Consider the following 16,458-nt stretch of genomic DNA (forward strand, 5'->3'; position numbering starts at 1 on the left):
AATTTACGAATGCTGCTTATTAAATGCTCAAAGCCCGCATGGTCGTTCGAAAACATAATTGGGCGATTGGTGAGGACAATACCTCGAAAGTTAATAGCTTGAGCAGCATGTTTCTCCTTGGCAATGTCAATGCCTATGACAAGGGTGGAAGTAGAAATACGTTCTACACGTTGATTTTGAGCTTTAATTACTCTAGACTTCATAATAACGCCTCCTAAGGTGAGTTCTGAGGGCAGCAACCCAGTACATACTCATCCTAGCGGGGCGTTCGTTTTTCTGCAAACCGAATCTACTAACACCTATAGGAATGTTAACGGATACGATAGTGGAGCATCTGCCGCGGTGCAGATGCTCCATTTTTTCACTCAACTAACTAGCAGGATAGTGGAATAAGACGTTAAAGAAGATTAGAATATTCATAGCAGGAACAAGTTTGAAACAAAAATAGATTTTATTCGTCTGATGGAATAGGGGGGATGAAAATGAGAATAACAAAGTTGTCTTTATGTTTTGCTTTATTCTGTGTCATGTTAGCTACTGCATGTTCGAACACCAAGCCCACAAAAGATATGGGGGAACTGTATAGCTTGGCTTTAGATGCGTATATGCCAATTGATGTAGGTCTAAATGGTGATATGAAATATATTGCAATTGACATGAGTAACTTTAAAGACCTTGATGAAACAGATAAAGAACAAATTCTAAAGCATTTTGATAAATACAATGTTGAAGTAATGGAAGCGACTTATGAGCAATTAAAAGCCAAAGGGTTATATGACCCCCAGACAATGGTTCTTAATGGTGTTTTGTTACGAGTCGAAAAGACTGAGATTTCAAATAAGCAAATTGTTGTTGAAGGCTCTAAGTACAGAGCTGGTGACGGAGGAAGTGGAATAAAAGTTATTGTTGAATACAAAAACGGTAAATGGCAAGTGACAAAAGCAGACGTTACTTGGAAAAGTTAATTATTGGACTAACGAGTACGATAGTGAAAAGGCGGTTGCTTCGGCAGCCGTTTTTTTAGTTCCTACGAACGGTCTATAAAATAGTAGTTTTGACATAAAGTATATTGTGAGATATATACAAAGAAGTAAAGGAGCAATATACCATTATGAAACGAGTTACAATTGTATTTTTGATACTTGCTTTGGTTGGTTGTAGTAAAGGACAAGTTATCGAAGTTTCAAAAACAAAGTCAGAACCTAAACAAGAAACGCACCAAAATATCTTACTTTCGGTTAATGACAGACAATTATTAGAGCGTTTCGTTGAAAAAGAAGCTAATGGAGAACCATATATAGCCCATGTAGCTGTTGCTTCTGTAATTTTAAATCGTCTTAAACACCCTGATTTTCCAAACAAGATTTCTAATGTTGTCTCTCAGCTAAATGATATTTCTGATAAAGAAATCACTATTTCTGATACAACAAAGAAGGCTGTAGATGATGCTTTATTGGGTTGGGATCCCGTCGCAGGCGCGTTACATTACTTTATGACAACAGATACAACGGATACATCAAGTCTCAGAGTGATAATAAAAATTGGCAATCTTACTTTTTGTGAGTAATCAATATTACTTGCTCAACTATCGAGGAACGAGTTGAACATCGAAAGGGCTGTCGCATGTTAGCCCTTTGTTACGGGTACGATAGCTCCATAATGCTTACTACGTTGGCTACAGGTGATTCGCTCGGCAGCCTGTTGAGCAACTGGCAGTAATGCCCAAAAGAATCTCATTAATAAAACAGGAAAAAAGAAAAATGCTTTTTTCTCTTTATAGGAATGTTTACCACATTTATAATTAGGCATTAAGAATGTAGACTGGAATTGGAGGAGGTCCTCATGTTACCTGCTTTAGTTCAAAAAACAATGTATAGGTTGTGTAGTTCTTTAAGCACTCGCTCTTCGAATATTGAATCAGTTTATCTTTACGGCTCGGTTGCATTAAAAGACTATATTGAGGGTTCCAGTGATATCGACTTTCTAGCAATTGTTCGAAAACCACCTACTCAGTCTGATATTCAGGCAATTTTGTCAGCACATGAGGAGGTTGAGGTTGAGATTCCAAACACTGATATTATGGGGGCTTACATTCTCCTCGATGACCTAGGGAAAAAGCCAAGTGAAATCAGTTCCTTATTGAATTACTATAATAAACAATTACATACTAATGGAGAGGGAGCAGATCTTAATCCGATTACTTGGTGGATATTAAAAAAACATGGTATTAGGATGTATGGCTCTGAGTTAACTTTCGATTACGATATAGAAATTAATTCTCTGCTCGGATATGTAATAAGTAACTTAAATAGCTATTGGGTTAATTGGATAGATCGTCTAGAGAGTAAATTATCGTCGGTCAATTTATCGGATCATATTAATGCTGAACGACTTGATTCAGCGGTCGAGTGGTGTACTTTAGGTATGCTACGACAATTGTATACGATCAAAGAGCATAATATTACGAGTAAAATTGGAGCTGGATACTATGGTATTAAAGAATTACCGGAAAAGTGGCACGGACTTATTCATGAAGCTATATCGATCAAGCGACTCAAGCCCAATCATTATTATGGATCACAAATAGAACGATTGACTGATTTGGTAGCATTGCTTAAATTTCTCCATTTGGAAGCTAATCGTTTATTTACCATTCAAATGAAAATGATTCGCTAAACTAACGGGTACGATAGTTCCAAAACCCACACCGAGAGGCTGCCGCGAAAACGACCGGCAGCCTCGTTATGCTAACTGGCAGGATTCCGCGACGTAATATTGAACAATTAATGGAATGTTGAATGTTATCTGAAAGGGATGAGTAAATGGAACAAACATATAAACGTATCCACATAATAGGAGAGGTTGGAAGCGGAAAAACATATTTAGCAAAACAGTTATCTGAGATGTTATCCATTCCTTATTACCAGCTAGATAATGTTGTCTGGAAAAGGACAGAAGTTCAAGATATACGAAATTCACCAGAAGTAAGAGACGAAATATTGGAGCGTATTTTGAAAACAGAGAGTTGGATTATTGAAGGTGTACATTATAAGTGGGTATTGAAGAGTTTCGAGTTTTCAGATGTAATAATATTTCTTCATCCAAATGTTTATAAAAGAGATAGGCAAATGATTTTAAGATATTTAAAACAAAAAATTGGAATAGAGAAAGGGAACTATAAGCAGGACATTAGGAATCTAATCCAGATGTTAAAGTGGAATCATAATTTTGAGAGTCAAAGACTGCCGAAAATAAATGAGGCCCTACAACCATATAAATTTAAGGTCATTTATTTTACTGAGAATAATGATGTTATTAATCGCCTTAATCCAATTGAAGACCAACTAGTTTTAGGGTAGAACTTAATATTAGAAGGGCTGAACAAAGTGATTCGCTAACGGATACGATAGTGGAAATGATCGAGGGAGCAGTATGCTGCGGCAGCTGCTCCCTCTTCCATTGAAGTAACGGGCAGGATAGTTCCAATATGTGCTAATATTAAGTTGTCTGAAGACCAATAAATTAACACGGGAAATCCAGGTGATTTGAATGAGTTTAACACACGAATTTTTTCTTGTTAGCATCGAGTTTGAATTAAAAGACAGATATGAATGGTACAGCATTAATCGGTATTCATGGGAAGATAAAGCTGTATTATCAGATGATATTATTCAGTACATGATGGACTTCTTGAACTGGATGCCCTCATATAACCCCGAAACTAAAGAGAGTGGCAATGGGTTGAATTACCATGGGTTAACCGTTATTCATAAAATTGGTGCAGAGAAGCTAATAAGTGTATTAGACAAGTGGCTGAAATTAATTGATGAAGCACCTGAAACATTTAGTTTAAGAGGAGATACCATTTGGAAAGAAGAGGAGAATGGAGAAGGTTTCTGGGAGCAGACAAGGAATAAGATGAAGAGAGAAAAAATGCAAAGTGAATTAAACCAATTGATTGGGTTAGCTGTCAAAGCAATAAATAATAATCAGTTTATAATTCATTATGGAATATAAAACAACCGGATCGGAGAATAACTGCTGCTTCTTACTTTGGCATCGTTTACTGGAGGATAAAAAGTTGAATTGGATTGAGTTAACTGAAGCAGAGCAAGAGCAAGCATGGGACATGATAAATAAACGATTTAGCTTTTCACCCAGCATAAAACCAGACGACTGGCCGAGTATTACCATAAATGACGACGATTATATAACGTTTATTTTGACTAATACATGTGACGATACTCTTGATTTCGAAGAGCAGTGCAACGAAGTATTTAAAAGCATGGTCAGCAAAGAAGAATACATCTTTGCACTGGACTGGCAACATGAATGCTATTTTTTTAATCCTCATATTCCAAAGGGAGACCATGAATGGACTATTCCTTTCTATCGGACGGGGATTATTACATCTTCTTCCCCAAAGATTTGAGATGTTGTTACTTTGCCCATCCCTGGGAGCGTTCTGTTACTTTAATAAACAAAGATTTGATACAAGCATTTATCAGTAATAAGCCTGCAATCTTCGGTGATGTAATCAGACGAGGTTAAACTAACGGATACGATAGCTCAATAACGAACAAAAATATAAGGCTGCCGACTACTCTGCAGCCTTATTGCTCTAACGGGCAGGATAATTTAATCCTTGACACTTCTACAAGGTTACACTTATTATTACCATAATCTTGATGAAACAGGGCGATTTGAATGATTAATCTGATCTTGAAACAATCCCATTATCACAAGAAGCGTTAACACATTCCTCAAAAATTGGGGATGGGTTAACGCTCTTCGCGCTACCCATCCTGTGAGATACAACGCGCAGGACCAAGGGTCCAGCGCGTTTTTTGTTTCAGCAACTAAAAAACGGAGGGATAAAGAAATGGAAATCATGACAGATGCAAAGGGAAATATTTTCTTAGAATTCTTAAAAATCGAAGAGGAACAACTCGTTGCTACGGAACTCGATGCTCCACTAACACATGCATTAATTGTAGTGGAGTTCCAGGGCAAGTACCTTTTCATGTATAACAAATGGAGAAAAAGTTGGGAATTGCCTGGTGGTGTTATTGAAAAAGGAGAAACTGCTAAGCAATGCGTTATTAGGGAATTATTCGAGGAAACCAATCAAAAGATCGATTATGTTGACTTCAAAGGTCTAATGAAATTTAGACTTCAACCAAGTTTTCATGGCCCTGAAAGGACGGAATTTGGCGCTTTGTACTCAGGTCAACTAAGTCAGCTTGATGAATTCGTTGAGAACGATGAAGCTAAGTCAATTATTCTGTGGGATGGTGTATCGGATATTGGAGCGATTGCAGAAATAGACAAGAAATTGATTGAGTTCACCTAAACTCATGATGTTAACGGGCACGATAGCATTCAATGCCGAAGGGCTGCTGCGTGGCAGCCCCCTTCACTCAAAGGACAGTTACCTGTTGGGTATCGTAACAATAAATCATTTCTAAGGTCTATCTTGCTGTATCTTATCTGTTATATAAAAATATCATATCTGTTATATTACATATTATCTATATATAAGTAGTATTTATCGGATATTTATTATTCTGTTATATACTTTATATATTATTGTATTATATAATTAAAAGTATAAATATTGGAGTTAATAGAACTTCATAAACTGCCGCGGCGGAAAGGAAGATGCGGGTTGACTTCATTTAAACTGGATGACGGTTTTATTAAAAGTACGGTTGAATCCCTTGCAGACCTGTTGCTTGATTATTATGTTTTCCCGAACACTGCCGAAATCATGAAGACGGCACTGCTTGAGAAGCTTTCTGAAGGTGAGTTTTACAAGGAGGAGAGCGGCTTAACCTTAGCGCAGAAGATTACGGATTATGTGCAAAAAATAAGTAATGACAAACATTTGGTTTTTGGCTTTAGTGAACCTCCGTTACCTCATCAACTGCACGATCCGATTACGGATGAAAACATCAGATTGCGTCAAAAACAAAATAACTATGGCTTCGAAAGGGCAGAGAGATTACCGGGTAATATAGGATATCTCGTTATAAACGAATTCGTTTATCCGGAGTTTGCAGGTGAGACGGCAGCACACGCGATGAGTTTTTTAGCGGATACAGATGGGTTAATCATTGATCTCCGAAATAATTACGGCGGCTCTTCATTTATGGTGATGTTAATCGCCAGTTATTTGTTGGATGGTTCCCCACCAGTGCATTTAAATGATCTTTATTGGCGATCTTACGATACCACACAATCATTTTGGAGTTTGCCATTTGTGCCAGGGAAAAGATTCGGCGCAAGTAAGCCTGTTTATCTTCTGACCAGTCGAAAAACAGGATCCGGCGCTGAAGAATTCGCCTATAGTCTACAAGCAATCAAAAGAGTTAAGATTGTTGGCGAAAAGACTGGCGGAAAAGCAAATCCAGGTAGCAACCATCGCATAAATGACCATTTTCAGGTCTTTATACCCAATGGACGTGCGATTAACCCGATAACCAAAGATAACTGGGAGGGCATTGGAGTTTTACCGAATATCGAGAGCAACAGTGATGAAGCTTATGAGAAGGCATATCAATTACTCCTCCAACAGCTATTGCAACACTTTAGCGAGAATTCGGAACCTGGACGAGAGCGTTTAATGACCGATATCAAACAAATATTGAACCTTCGATAGATGAAAGTCCTGGTGCCACAGCAGCCTGTTGTAGTTGTTCTCTCTCTAGAATCTTGATGAAATAAGGTTATACCCAAAAGCACTTAGTAAAATTATCAAGCAATATGATTTTGAAATTTGTTATCTTGGTGATGTGAATTAACGATTAAGCTAACGGATACGATAGCACAATAATTATGACTGGAGCAGTTTTTCGTTTGGGGGTAAGCAAGCAGTCGAATCGGGGGAACATCAATTTAAAATTACTATTTCAAACAAGGACGGAAAGTGGGTTCTCCACGATATGCTCACATGGAATCCACCTATTTCGGAACATACTGGAGAAATATAATGGTCCTGTCTTTGTTTTTGAGTCAAGTACAGTTTGAAGCGCAGTAGTCGCTTCGATACAACTCCTTTTTAATTTATTGAAGTAACGAACAGAATCGCAACAATGGTTCTTCCCGATTATTGTTTAACGGAGGGTATAGATGAGGAAACAACTAAAAACAAGGTTATTGTTATATCAATATTTATAGCGTGTTGTATTCCCATTCTTTTTTTATGGTTGTGGTATTATGTCTTTAATTCTATATGACCGTACTCCCGTACGGCTTCGCTGCACCCAGGGAACACAAAACAATAGACATTTCAGAAATAGAACTATACAATTGTAAATAAAATGGAATATATATAGTCCCACTTAATAGTAAACGTGCCAATTGAAAAGGAGTTGTTTAGATGAGTAAATACTTATTATTAATACTTTCGTTGATATTATTATCTACAGCTTGTACCAATACTGTCGAGCCTCTCCCTCCTGAAGCAAAGAAAACCAATACCCCTTGTACAGAATCTGCTCTTCAATTGGGTGGTACTTGCTACTCTGCTCCGACATCTTACAACGAGACAATTACTTGGTATGAAAACAAAGCGAAAAACGAAAATTGGACTTTCAAATCGCTAACTGATGATGAACCCTTCTCTTTCTTATTGGCCACTAATGACATGAAAGCAACATTGATACTTTTTAGGCAAGCAGATGATAAAACCACGGGTATCTTGATAAGAAGGGAATAGCAAAAAGGAAAAGGTACAACCATTCTATCGCAAATGGTTGTACCTTTTTTTATTCTTTCTTATCCCTAGTAAGTGAATGTGCTCGAATAAGTCGAACTGCCGTGTTTGCCGTAGCTTTTGAAATATGGTATTACTTCAACCCTATATTGGCCTCTCCCATATGATGATAAACTAATGGATGATTGTGGTTTTAGTGACGGAGACTTCCATGATGCGCTCGCAACAAGACCTGTATTCATCGTCACTGTACTTATATATATACAGTATTCCAAGTTCCTGAGCTGTACTTTTGATAGGTCACTCTATAGTGCAATTCACCATAAGAATAGTCATCCCAGATTACCGTAGCGACGCCTGAGGAATTAACGACTGGGGAGATGTTGCTTGCGAAGCCATTTCCCAAGAAGTTATTCATGCGTGAGATGTCCAAGGAAGTAGGACTTGTTTCAGTATCACAGTCAGAACTATCCATGATGGTAACCTCTGTATTGCAAAACGTACCCGAGGTGCCAGAGTCACGATATCGTTCATGAAGGCCGAGGTAGTGACCAATTTCATGTGCTGCCGTTCTAGTTCTGTTTGAAGATGCGCTCGTAATCGTCCGCTAACGGGAAGAAATGTTAATAACCAAAAAAGTTTACAAATATTTCAAATTTAGAACGATATATCAATTAACATTTAACGGAGAACAGGTACAACTGCTAAAATGAATCAAATCCAACAGCAAGAGATTGAAATAACGCACTATGAAAAAATGCTCTACCGGCAAATTCTTCGAAACACGAATACATATTCACAAAACCAGTATTTTGTACATATGTATATAATCCGGTTAAACCCATTCTTTAGACTTAATATTTGTCGGAGGACAAGAACATATATCCTTTAAAGACAAGAACTTATATCCTTTCCTGTAAAACACTTTATTGCTGCTTTCCTTTCGTTCGTACATGTCTCCAGTTAAAAAACCCACCAATGCTTGGCGGGTTTTCACTCGCAGCTCCCAGTAATGGCTGCAACTAAACTTATAATCATAATCTTAAAACTTTGAAACATAACGATCAACGTATGCTTGAAGTCGCTTGTTATCATCATTTGGATTTCCTAAACCCTTCATAGCAATAGCAATACTTGATGGTAAATGAGATTTCATTTGTGCTAGTTTTTTTCTGCTTTGCAATGTTTTATTTGGACACTTGTAATAAAGATACTCTCTTGGTTTTGAAAGTGAAATACACTCAATTGGGCTTTTTAATGATACATCATATTTAAAAGCTATTTTTGGAAAACATATGTTTTTAATTCTTTCAACCTCCGTACTATTTGGAGCATATTCTTTTCCTGCAGCCTCTCCTGCTATTTTAAACCATTCATTGAAAAAGTTTATACTGAATTCACCGGTTACTCTGTTCAGTATCCAGATCAAAGCAGCCTCTCTAACAGTGTCATTAGTTTTTTTAGTCTGTCTTGTAAATTCCTCCACTAGATAATGGAGTTCGTCTTTTATTATTTTTGTCACCACCATACCGGAGCCATTGTTTTTAGGCGGATCAATATCATCACCACGAATATTTCTTCGATAAAAATGATCTAATTCAAGCAGGGATTTCCTCCAAAAGACGTATGCATAAGCATACGGGCAAATTTCTGGAAATTCTGTCATATCTCCCTTTTTAAGCTCCCATAATTGTGATATGCACTGGTGATGCCTCTTTAGCTTCTTCAAAATATATCGTTGCACTGATATAAAGATTTCTCGGTTCGCAACAAAAATTTTTCTTTTAATGTCAGGCGAACGAGTCTCTTCTCTCTTAACTGTGTGTTGAATTATAAATGGTTTAGAGGTGATAAGTGGGTGTTCGGTTGTGAGCAATTTCAGGTGTCCGTGTCGTGGATGGAATAACCACAGACTACCTGCTGTCTCTGTGTTATCTTTGGATAACCACTTCATAACTACTTCATCGGTAATTATATTCTGCTTATTCCAGTTCCTCCAACGTGACTCTGAAAAATCAGCAAAAATATAGCCGCATTTACATATGAAAGGCATATCCAGACTTTTATTGCTTACCAGGAAAGGAATGTGATTGTGGCAATTAGGACACATCTCCATCAATGCTAATCCATGAAATGGACATGAATCCAATAAGGTGAATTGGTGAAACCAAGAATGGTATCCGTTACCAAGACATTCAGTACACCATCTTATATTTTTATAAAACCAAGAATGTGGTAATTCTCGGTAATAATGAAGCGGAGATATTAATGTGTTGATAGTGTGTTTATTAAGATCTAAAATGTCGAGTTCCAACACCCTACACAACAATTCGTCGTCAAATCCATTTAAATCAAACAAGTCCCTCCTTTTATCGCCTATGACTTTGCTTTTGATACCCTTTATTCCACCGCCTCCAAGAACTCGTAACAAGTCATCACGTTCAACTCGATTTGCAAAGGATAATTTTTCGATGATGGACCAAGGAGTTTCATACTTCTTGGTCCATTCTTTTCTCCATATTACGTTCATTTATTTCGCTCCTTTATGTGCAAGTGCCATATATATTTCCGATTCAATATATCCAGTGATTTTGATCGCTTCTTTCCATTGGTTGTTCGAGATCCATTCACATTGATCGCCATGTGCTCCGTAAATTTTGAGCGCGTTTTCAATGGTAAATGCGAAATACTCCATAGGTATCTCAAAGTCCGTAGAAACGCCATGTTCTTTACGAATCTCAACGAAGAGCTTATAAAGCTGTTTTGCTTCTTTCTCCAATCGCTCACCATTTTGGAAGCCATCAGGAAAAAAGAATCTGGTGTAACTCCAATCACTATCGACAGGATAAGAAGAGATGTCAGCTGAATCGTAACATCTAAGCACCAACTTTATCTCTTCCAGCGTCCTGAGTCCAAAGAAATGGTGTTCATGTGTCATAAAACGGCCAATGATCTGGGATTTTTTCTGTTCGAGGAAGAACGTCCTGCGGGATAGAAGTTCTTCCTGTCCTACAGAAATTACTGACATGCTAATCTTTTCTCTATCCAGTTCATTATAAATATCCATTAACCAGTTATAGTGGAATTCGGTTAATCGATGTGCTTCATCCATTATCAGTATGATTCTTCGCATCTTAGACTTTTCAGCTTTTTCAAGCATTAAGTTTACAATTTGCCGGCGCATTTCTGCCGGTTTCCGTCTTGCAGGAAACGGAAATTTGAAATCATTAAGGAGATCCAAAAAAAATTTCTCTTCACTCGGAACTCGGTACGCATTGCTATTGGCAATAATGATTGGTAGTGGTGCACCAATTTGAGTGGGTAAGTTCTCGATAGCAAACTTAACGGCCGATGTCTTTCCAAGCCGAGGCCTTCCATAGACAATCATTCCCGGCAGCCGGTTATTTACAATCTTATAAATGCTCTCCATTAATCGAAGTACTTCTTTGGTCGGGATAAGATAGTGACCTTGCTCAATGGGATGCGTTCCTACCTGGACATTTGGTCTTTCCATTTCGATTTCTCCAATCATAATGATTTAGTTTTAAATTTCTCAAGCATTTGTTCATAACGTTCAAGCTCATTCTCTTGTTGTGTTTTCATAGAAAGTTCTCTAGCCTTGTCAAGAGCCTCGTTATACTTCCTTGCAGATTCAAGAGCTTTGACCTGCTCTTCAGGCGCATCAATGTGTTTACTTGAATCGATAGAAGCTTCACGTACATGCGTGACTTTATTAACTATCCCTCTTTTGCCCTCGCTTGCATTGTTCATCAGATAATCTGTATATACAAAAATGGGGTCTTCCCATGTAGTATAGTGGATAAGCTTACGATGAACTAAGGAGTTGATCGCTCTTCGAGTCTGTAAGGAATGAGGCGTTAGTGACCACTTTCCAGCAGCCGTTAAGTAACCGAATTCACTTCCGTCCTCTAGAAAGGCTTTAATCGTCCGCAGGTCATCAACATTAACATGTATGATCAAATCCTTGTTTATTAAATAAGCTGAATTCGCCAACTTATCACTACGGTACTCGACACCTTCATATTGAATATAAGGTCTTCTTCCAGAAGCAAGCGAGCCACGAATAGTTCTTGTGATTGTGGTTTGCATAAAGAGCATTTCGGATCGTTTATCCTCCTCTAATCGTCTGGGCAGGAGCCCATTTTTCATGCGCTTTCCTAGCAATTCCAAAGGTGACTGGTGATATATACCTCCATGAGGAGTTCCATTGTAATTTGAAATCATTACATCGACAAGCTCTTTCAAATGTTCAAATGTAATGTTCCATTTTATTGCATTCTTTTCAGGAGTTGTCCTTCTGGGATCAGCTGGATTACTCCCAGTAGTATTTGGCAGGCGGTGAAATCCAGCCTCTTCGAGAGTCTTAAAGAATCTTTCGATTAATCCTCTTCGCATAGGAAGAGCTACTGGCCCAAGATTTGTAACGCAACCGATTAGATTTTTCATGCGGTCCCTAACTAAGCTTGCAAGATGTGATTTGGCGTTATCAAAACAGATAACATCCCATACCGCCCAAGACGCTGATTCTGGAAATACTTCTGAAGGGAATCCCCCTACTTTATGGTACGTTAGTCCGTCAATTGTGAGTTTTACACGTTTACGAGGCAACACTGCATTTCGTGCACAATGCATGACGTCACTCGCACTGTATTCTTTGCTTAAGCTTATTGAATAGCCAAGTATATTTCGAGTCGCCACATCAATTAAAGTTAGAATCCAGAAACGATCAAGTATCATTGTGACCAGATCACCGTCAGGAGTAATAATATCGACTACAAAAAATCCATCAATTCGATGGGCATCGAACTGAACTTTTTGAAATGGAATTAATGTAGAGGGATGGTTTTGCTCGCCTTCCCCTGTATGTTTAGCTTTCTGCGCAGCATCTTGTCCAAAGCGGGAGGTTGCCTCAATGAAATGGATGTACCCTAATTTTTTCAGATACCGTTGGAGCGCTTTAAATCCCATCCATTTTGTATTGAAGGGGTATGCATTTTGTGAGATGTTTTTATTTCTACACTCATCGATAAATCGTTTGTGAATATGTTTTGGTTTCATTGTAGGCTCTAAAGTCCTACGATTCTTGCCTAAATATAAATCATTGATTAAATCCTTGATATCGGGGTGTGTCTCAAGGAGAAGATTGAATTCCCCTGACTTTCTTGAATCATTCCGATTTATTTGCATTACATTAAGTTGGTAAAGTTTTACCTTCTTCTGTGGAATTAAAGCCCGAAAGCCCCAAACGACTCCATTTTCATCTATACTCATACATCTTTTAATTAATCGTCTGAGATTTTGCTTATCTATCGATGTGGCTTTTTTAATCTGGTCCTGGGTCCCCTCCCGTTTAAAGTACATCATGACCGCCACTTTCCGATTGGTGAAAAGAAGTTTTTCTTCTTCAGATAAGGAATCATCATCCACTGTTGGCCAAAGTTCAGGGTTGACTTGTTCGGGAAGTAATTCATCTTGCTCCTGTAGTCGAATTCTTGACATTATTTCCACACCTCCATATTGTTTCCCCATATATGCATATCAAGATCCGCTGAGATAGTGCCTTCATAATTATTGAACCGCTAAAATCATCTCATAGGTATCGACATTTCCTTTGAGTTGCTTGCTTATTTCGGATAGCTTTCTCCTTTCAGTTGTAATTTGCTCTGTAATTAGAGATAAGCATGAGGGTTTCTTATGATTCATTACATTTGAGATTATCTTAAGCTTGTTTTCAATTGAGTGTCGGCCAACACGAATAGACTTTTCAGTTCGTACTTCATGACGAAGACTATTTTGTTTACACCATTCTTTTTGTGCTTCGATTTGTCTCTTTGTTCGCTCATATTTCCGATGCTGGTGATGTAACTCTTTTTCATACTTCACTTCGATAAACAACTCGGTTCCATCTTTATAGAGAATCCACATGTCAAAGATAGCCGAGTACAGCTTTCCATTAAGTACGTATGTTATTTTTTTAGGTTGTTCGCAATAATTCAAGACATTTGAATCAGATTCAATCGTTAACCAGTGATCGAACTCTAAATCACTGTATAAAACAATGTCTCGCATCCCAACCTTAGGCCCTTTTGCATCCCAGCAGTTATTTCCATATTTCTTATTCCTAGGCAGTACAATCGGTTTATACTTCGCATCATATGTAGTATTCATTTAGGATCGTTTCCTCCTAGTTTTAGTTATTTTAGATATCACTTCAGTTAAAGTTAAATCGTCCTCCACACTAGAATCATTTATATGGCTTAGACTTCCCAATAAGTTAATGGGATAAACATCATTAAATAAAATCTTGATATTGCTGAGCTTGCAATGTTTATCAAGATAACATTGTGTTGGAGACCATTTAGACCACTGAAAACAAACTGGTATATTAATCAAGTGATATATATACAAATATATAGAATGAATATTCACATGAAATTTCATCTTCTCTGCTCTTTGCATGCGCACTGTTAAATTGTTATAGAAAAATATTAAATGGAAATACTAGAGTTCATAGATAGATATAATACATTGAGAGGAGAACTTGTAATGAAACGAAATGTTTTTTTCGATCATATTGATTGGAAAAGTGAGTCCTTGCTTTACGGGGAGATTGGCAAGAGGATAAGAGACGCAAGATTAAAGAAACGATTTACGCAAGAGGATTTAAGTTCACGTGTGAGACTTTCAAGGCCTTCAATATCAAATCTGGAGAACGGACTTCAAAATATATCTTTACATACATTATATGAGATTTGCTTTGTCCTTGAAGTCTCTATACATAAAATTATACCTAATAATCTAAAAGAAAATTAGGTATAATTTTATGTTTTATTACTTTTTTGAATCTGCTTTTTTAAGTACCTAATTTTTTCTTGATATTTCTCTACATAGTCACTACTCCCAGATTGTTCTGTTTGATTGGTAGTAGCGACTTCTATGGCATTGGCATAAATATCGAAGAGGATTAGATGATCATTTTCCTGTTCTTGATAGAGAATTGGAATTTGCCATTCACCTTCAATTGCTGCATGTTCAAACCACTTGTATTTGATCATATTTGCATTAGTATAAACCGATCCGTTAAAAAGCAATCCTCTTCCTGTTACAGTAGCAGGTCCTAATTCAATTTTTTTCAAACTGTTCATTGCCATCACCTCATTAATATATTGGTCAAGTTCTGTTATTTTGATACCTGTCAGAATTAAATTATTAAAATGATACTTTTATGTGCATGTAAATTCCACTTCCCTGTTAGTACTCTAGATTTGAGGTGTGTTAATGGAGAAAAGCGTGCTAAAAGTAATTGGCCAGCGAATTAGGGATTTAAGAAAGCAACTAGGGCTGTCACAAGAGCAGCTCGCCGAAATTGCAGGGCTTCACTTTTCGTACATTGGTGGAATTGAACGTGGTGAAAAAAATGTTACAATTTTAAACCTTGAAAAAATCGCCACTGCACTTGGGGTTCCCTTTTTTGATTTATTTCTATTCGGAAAGTATATTCGGCCTGAAAGAAATGAAAAAGACATACTAATGAACCAACTATTGCAGAGGCTCATGATGATGAAACCGGCAGAATTGCGAAAAGTTGAACTACTTCTAAAAGAATTGTTCCAAATATAAATGCACACCATAAACATCGAGGTTACGATGATGGTGTGCATTTATCTTATTCTCAGGTTTTATTCCTTGCATCGTTATACTATGGTTCCGAGTCAGGTTTCTGAATTCATCCCAAAGTTGATTGAAAGATAAGCCATCATAAACTTCCATAGCCTCCACATCAATTTCACAGAGTTTTTCATTTTTAGTGGGGGTCTTTATGTTCCTCAATAATCAGGTACAGGTTCTTTTTGAAATAACCTCTAGGGTGCTTCAAACCCTGGCGGTTATTTGCTATTTTTCAAAAATTATCATTAGAGTCGCTCCATATGGATGGATTTGAAGCACTTCTGCCGCGTTAACCTGCCAGTGCCTGCTCCAATAGTAATCATTTCACTATCGTACCCGTTAACATTCCTGTAGGTGTTAGTAGATTCGATTTGCAGAAAAACGAACGCCCCGCTAGGATGAGTATGTACTGGGTTGCTGCCCTCAGAACTCACCTTAGGAGGCGTTATTATGAAGTCTAGATTAATTAAAGCTCAAAATCAACGTGTAGAACGTATTTCTACTTCCACCCTTGTCATAGGCATCGACATTGCCAAGGAGAAACATGCTGCTCAAGCTATTAACTTTCGAGGTATCGTCCTCACCAATCGCCCCATTATGTTTTCGAACGACCATGCGGGCTTTGAGCATTTAATAAGCAGCATTCGTAAATTACAGAAAATGCACAACTTGAATGACGTCGTTGTGGGAATGGAAAGTACCGGTCACTACTGGTTCAATATCGCCAATTGGTTAATAAAACAAGGTGTTTCAGTTGTCCTTGTCAATCCAATGACGACCAAACGCAATAAGGAAAACAGGGACAACTCCCCTTCAAAAAATGACCCAAAGGACGCTTTGGTCATTGCCGATGCAGTGAGTCGCGGGTTCTACACGCCCTTCTCTCCAAAGGAAGACGACTTCCGCCGCTTACGGGTTATTGTCACAAACAGAGAGCATTGGGTTGTTAAATCCGGACGGATTAAGAACAGAATCCACCGCTGGCTGGATATCCGTTTTCCAGAATACAGACAAGCGTTCGATGAGATTTTTAGCCCTCGTTCATTAGCTAC

Annotated in this window: 16 protein-coding genes and 2 pseudogenes; 12 read left to right on the forward strand and 6 right to left on the reverse strand. The window is 37.8% G+C overall.

What is annotated here, in order from left to right; translation table 11 throughout:
• Positions 1 to 203, reverse strand: a pseudogene (locus DFP97_RS29190) (IS110 family transposase); the annotation flags it as partial.
• Positions 204 to 482: 279 nt separating this feature from the next.
• Between DFP97_RS29190 and DFP97_RS29195 the strand changes: the two are divergent.
• The 9 genes and pseudogenes from DFP97_RS29195 (at position 483) to DFP97_RS29240 (ending at position 7,720) form a co-directional block, all read left to right on the forward strand.
• The gene (locus DFP97_RS29195) at positions 483 to 965 is read left to right on the forward strand and encodes a peptide ABC transporter substrate-binding protein (protein WP_114384184.1); all 483 of its coding nucleotides are present in this window, start codon (positions 483 to 485) and stop codon (positions 963 to 965) included.
• Positions 966 to 1,111: 146 nt separating this feature from the next.
• Complete coding sequence (locus tag DFP97_RS29200) at positions 1,112 to 1,567, forward strand: cell wall hydrolase (RefSeq protein ID WP_114384185.1); 456 nt, start codon at positions 1,112 to 1,114, stop codon at positions 1,565 to 1,567.
• A 275-nt stretch (positions 1,568 to 1,842) separates the two neighbouring features.
• Positions 1,843 to 2,676, forward strand: coding sequence for a nucleotidyltransferase domain-containing protein (locus tag DFP97_RS29205; protein WP_114384186.1), 834 nt, complete (start codon positions 1,843 to 1,845; stop codon positions 2,674 to 2,676).
• Between the two features lie 146 nt (positions 2,677 to 2,822).
• Positions 2,823 to 3,359, forward strand: coding sequence for a P-loop NTPase family protein (locus DFP97_RS29210; protein ID WP_114384187.1), 537 nt, complete (start codon positions 2,823 to 2,825; stop codon positions 3,357 to 3,359).
• Between the two features lie 190 nt (positions 3,360 to 3,549).
• Positions 3,550 to 4,017 carry a coagulation factor 5/8 type-like protein gene (locus DFP97_RS29215; protein ID WP_114384188.1) on the forward strand — a complete coding sequence of 156 codons (468 nt, stop codon included), beginning with the start codon at positions 3,550 to 3,552 and terminating at the stop codon, positions 4,015 to 4,017.
• Between the two features lie 112 nt (positions 4,018 to 4,129).
• Positions 4,130 to 4,551: pseudogene (locus DFP97_RS29220) on the forward strand (DUF2716 domain-containing protein).
• Positions 4,552 to 4,882: 331 nt separating this feature from the next.
• Positions 4,883 to 5,353, forward strand: a complete 471-nt coding sequence (locus tag DFP97_RS29230; RefSeq protein ID WP_114384191.1) for an NUDIX domain-containing protein — start codon at positions 4,883 to 4,885, stop codon at positions 5,351 to 5,353.
• Positions 5,354 to 5,668: 315 nt separating this feature from the next.
• Positions 5,669 to 6,661, forward strand: a complete 993-nt coding sequence (locus tag DFP97_RS29235; protein WP_147275116.1) for a S41 family peptidase — start codon at positions 5,669 to 5,671, stop codon at positions 6,659 to 6,661.
• Positions 6,662 to 7,381: 720 nt separating this feature from the next.
• Complete coding sequence (locus tag DFP97_RS29240) at positions 7,382 to 7,720, forward strand: hypothetical protein (RefSeq protein WP_114384193.1); 339 nt, start codon at positions 7,382 to 7,384, stop codon at positions 7,718 to 7,720.
• A gap of 1,039 nt (positions 7,721 to 8,759) precedes the next feature.
• Here the strand turns inward: DFP97_RS29240 and DFP97_RS29245 are convergent.
• The 4 genes from DFP97_RS29245 to DFP97_RS29260 all read right to left on the reverse strand — a co-directional run bounded on the left by DFP97_RS29245 (position 8,760) and on the right by DFP97_RS29260 (position 13,906).
• Positions 8,760 to 10,247 carry a TniQ family protein gene (locus DFP97_RS29245; RefSeq protein WP_114384194.1) on the reverse strand — a complete coding sequence of 496 codons (1,488 nt, stop codon included), beginning with the start codon at positions 10,245 to 10,247 and terminating at the stop codon, positions 8,760 to 8,762.
• A complete protein-coding gene (locus tag DFP97_RS29250; RefSeq protein ID WP_181873726.1) occupies positions 10,248 to 11,231 on the reverse strand; it encodes a TniB family NTP-binding protein in 984 nt (327 codons plus the stop codon).
• A gap of 14 nt (positions 11,232 to 11,245) precedes the next feature.
• Positions 11,246 to 13,237, reverse strand: a complete 1,992-nt coding sequence (locus DFP97_RS29255; RefSeq protein ID WP_114384196.1) for a hypothetical protein — start codon at positions 13,235 to 13,237, stop codon at positions 11,246 to 11,248.
• Positions 13,238 to 13,306: 69 nt separating this feature from the next.
• Entirely contained in the window at positions 13,307 to 13,906 is a 600-nt protein-coding gene (locus DFP97_RS29260; RefSeq protein ID WP_114384197.1) for a TnsA endonuclease N-terminal domain-containing protein, read from the reverse strand.
• A 378-nt stretch (positions 13,907 to 14,284) separates the two neighbouring features.
• On the opposite strand from DFP97_RS29260, the gene DFP97_RS29265 reads away from it, so the two are divergent.
• The gene (locus DFP97_RS29265) at positions 14,285 to 14,551 is read left to right on the forward strand and encodes a helix-turn-helix domain-containing protein (protein WP_181873727.1); all 267 of its coding nucleotides are present in this window, start codon (positions 14,285 to 14,287) and stop codon (positions 14,549 to 14,551) included.
• 8 nt (positions 14,552 to 14,559) lie between these two features.
• Here DFP97_RS29265 and DFP97_RS29270 read toward each other — a convergent pair whose 3' ends face one another.
• On the reverse strand, positions 14,560 to 14,883 hold the full coding sequence (locus DFP97_RS29270; RefSeq protein ID WP_114384199.1) for a hypothetical protein: 324 nt from the start codon (positions 14,881 to 14,883) through the stop codon (positions 14,560 to 14,562).
• 133 nt (positions 14,884 to 15,016) lie between these two features.
• Here DFP97_RS29270 and DFP97_RS29275 point away from each other — a divergent pair, with 133 nt between their 5' ends.
• Both DFP97_RS29275 and DFP97_RS29280 read left to right on the forward strand, forming a co-directional pair.
• Positions 15,017 to 15,358 (forward strand): helix-turn-helix domain-containing protein, encoded by a 342-nt coding sequence (locus DFP97_RS29275; protein ID WP_114384200.1) that lies wholly within the window; start codon positions 15,017 to 15,019, stop codon positions 15,356 to 15,358.
• Between the two features lie 498 nt (positions 15,359 to 15,856).
• Positions 15,857 to 16,458 (forward strand): IS110 family transposase (locus tag DFP97_RS29280; RefSeq protein ID WP_147275117.1); only part of this gene is annotated, 602 nt, incomplete at its 3' end.

The organism is Paenibacillus prosopidis (genome assembly GCF_003337375.1).
Taxonomy (GTDB): domain Bacteria; phylum Bacillota; class Bacilli; order Paenibacillales; family Paenibacillaceae; genus Pristimantibacillus; species Pristimantibacillus prosopidis.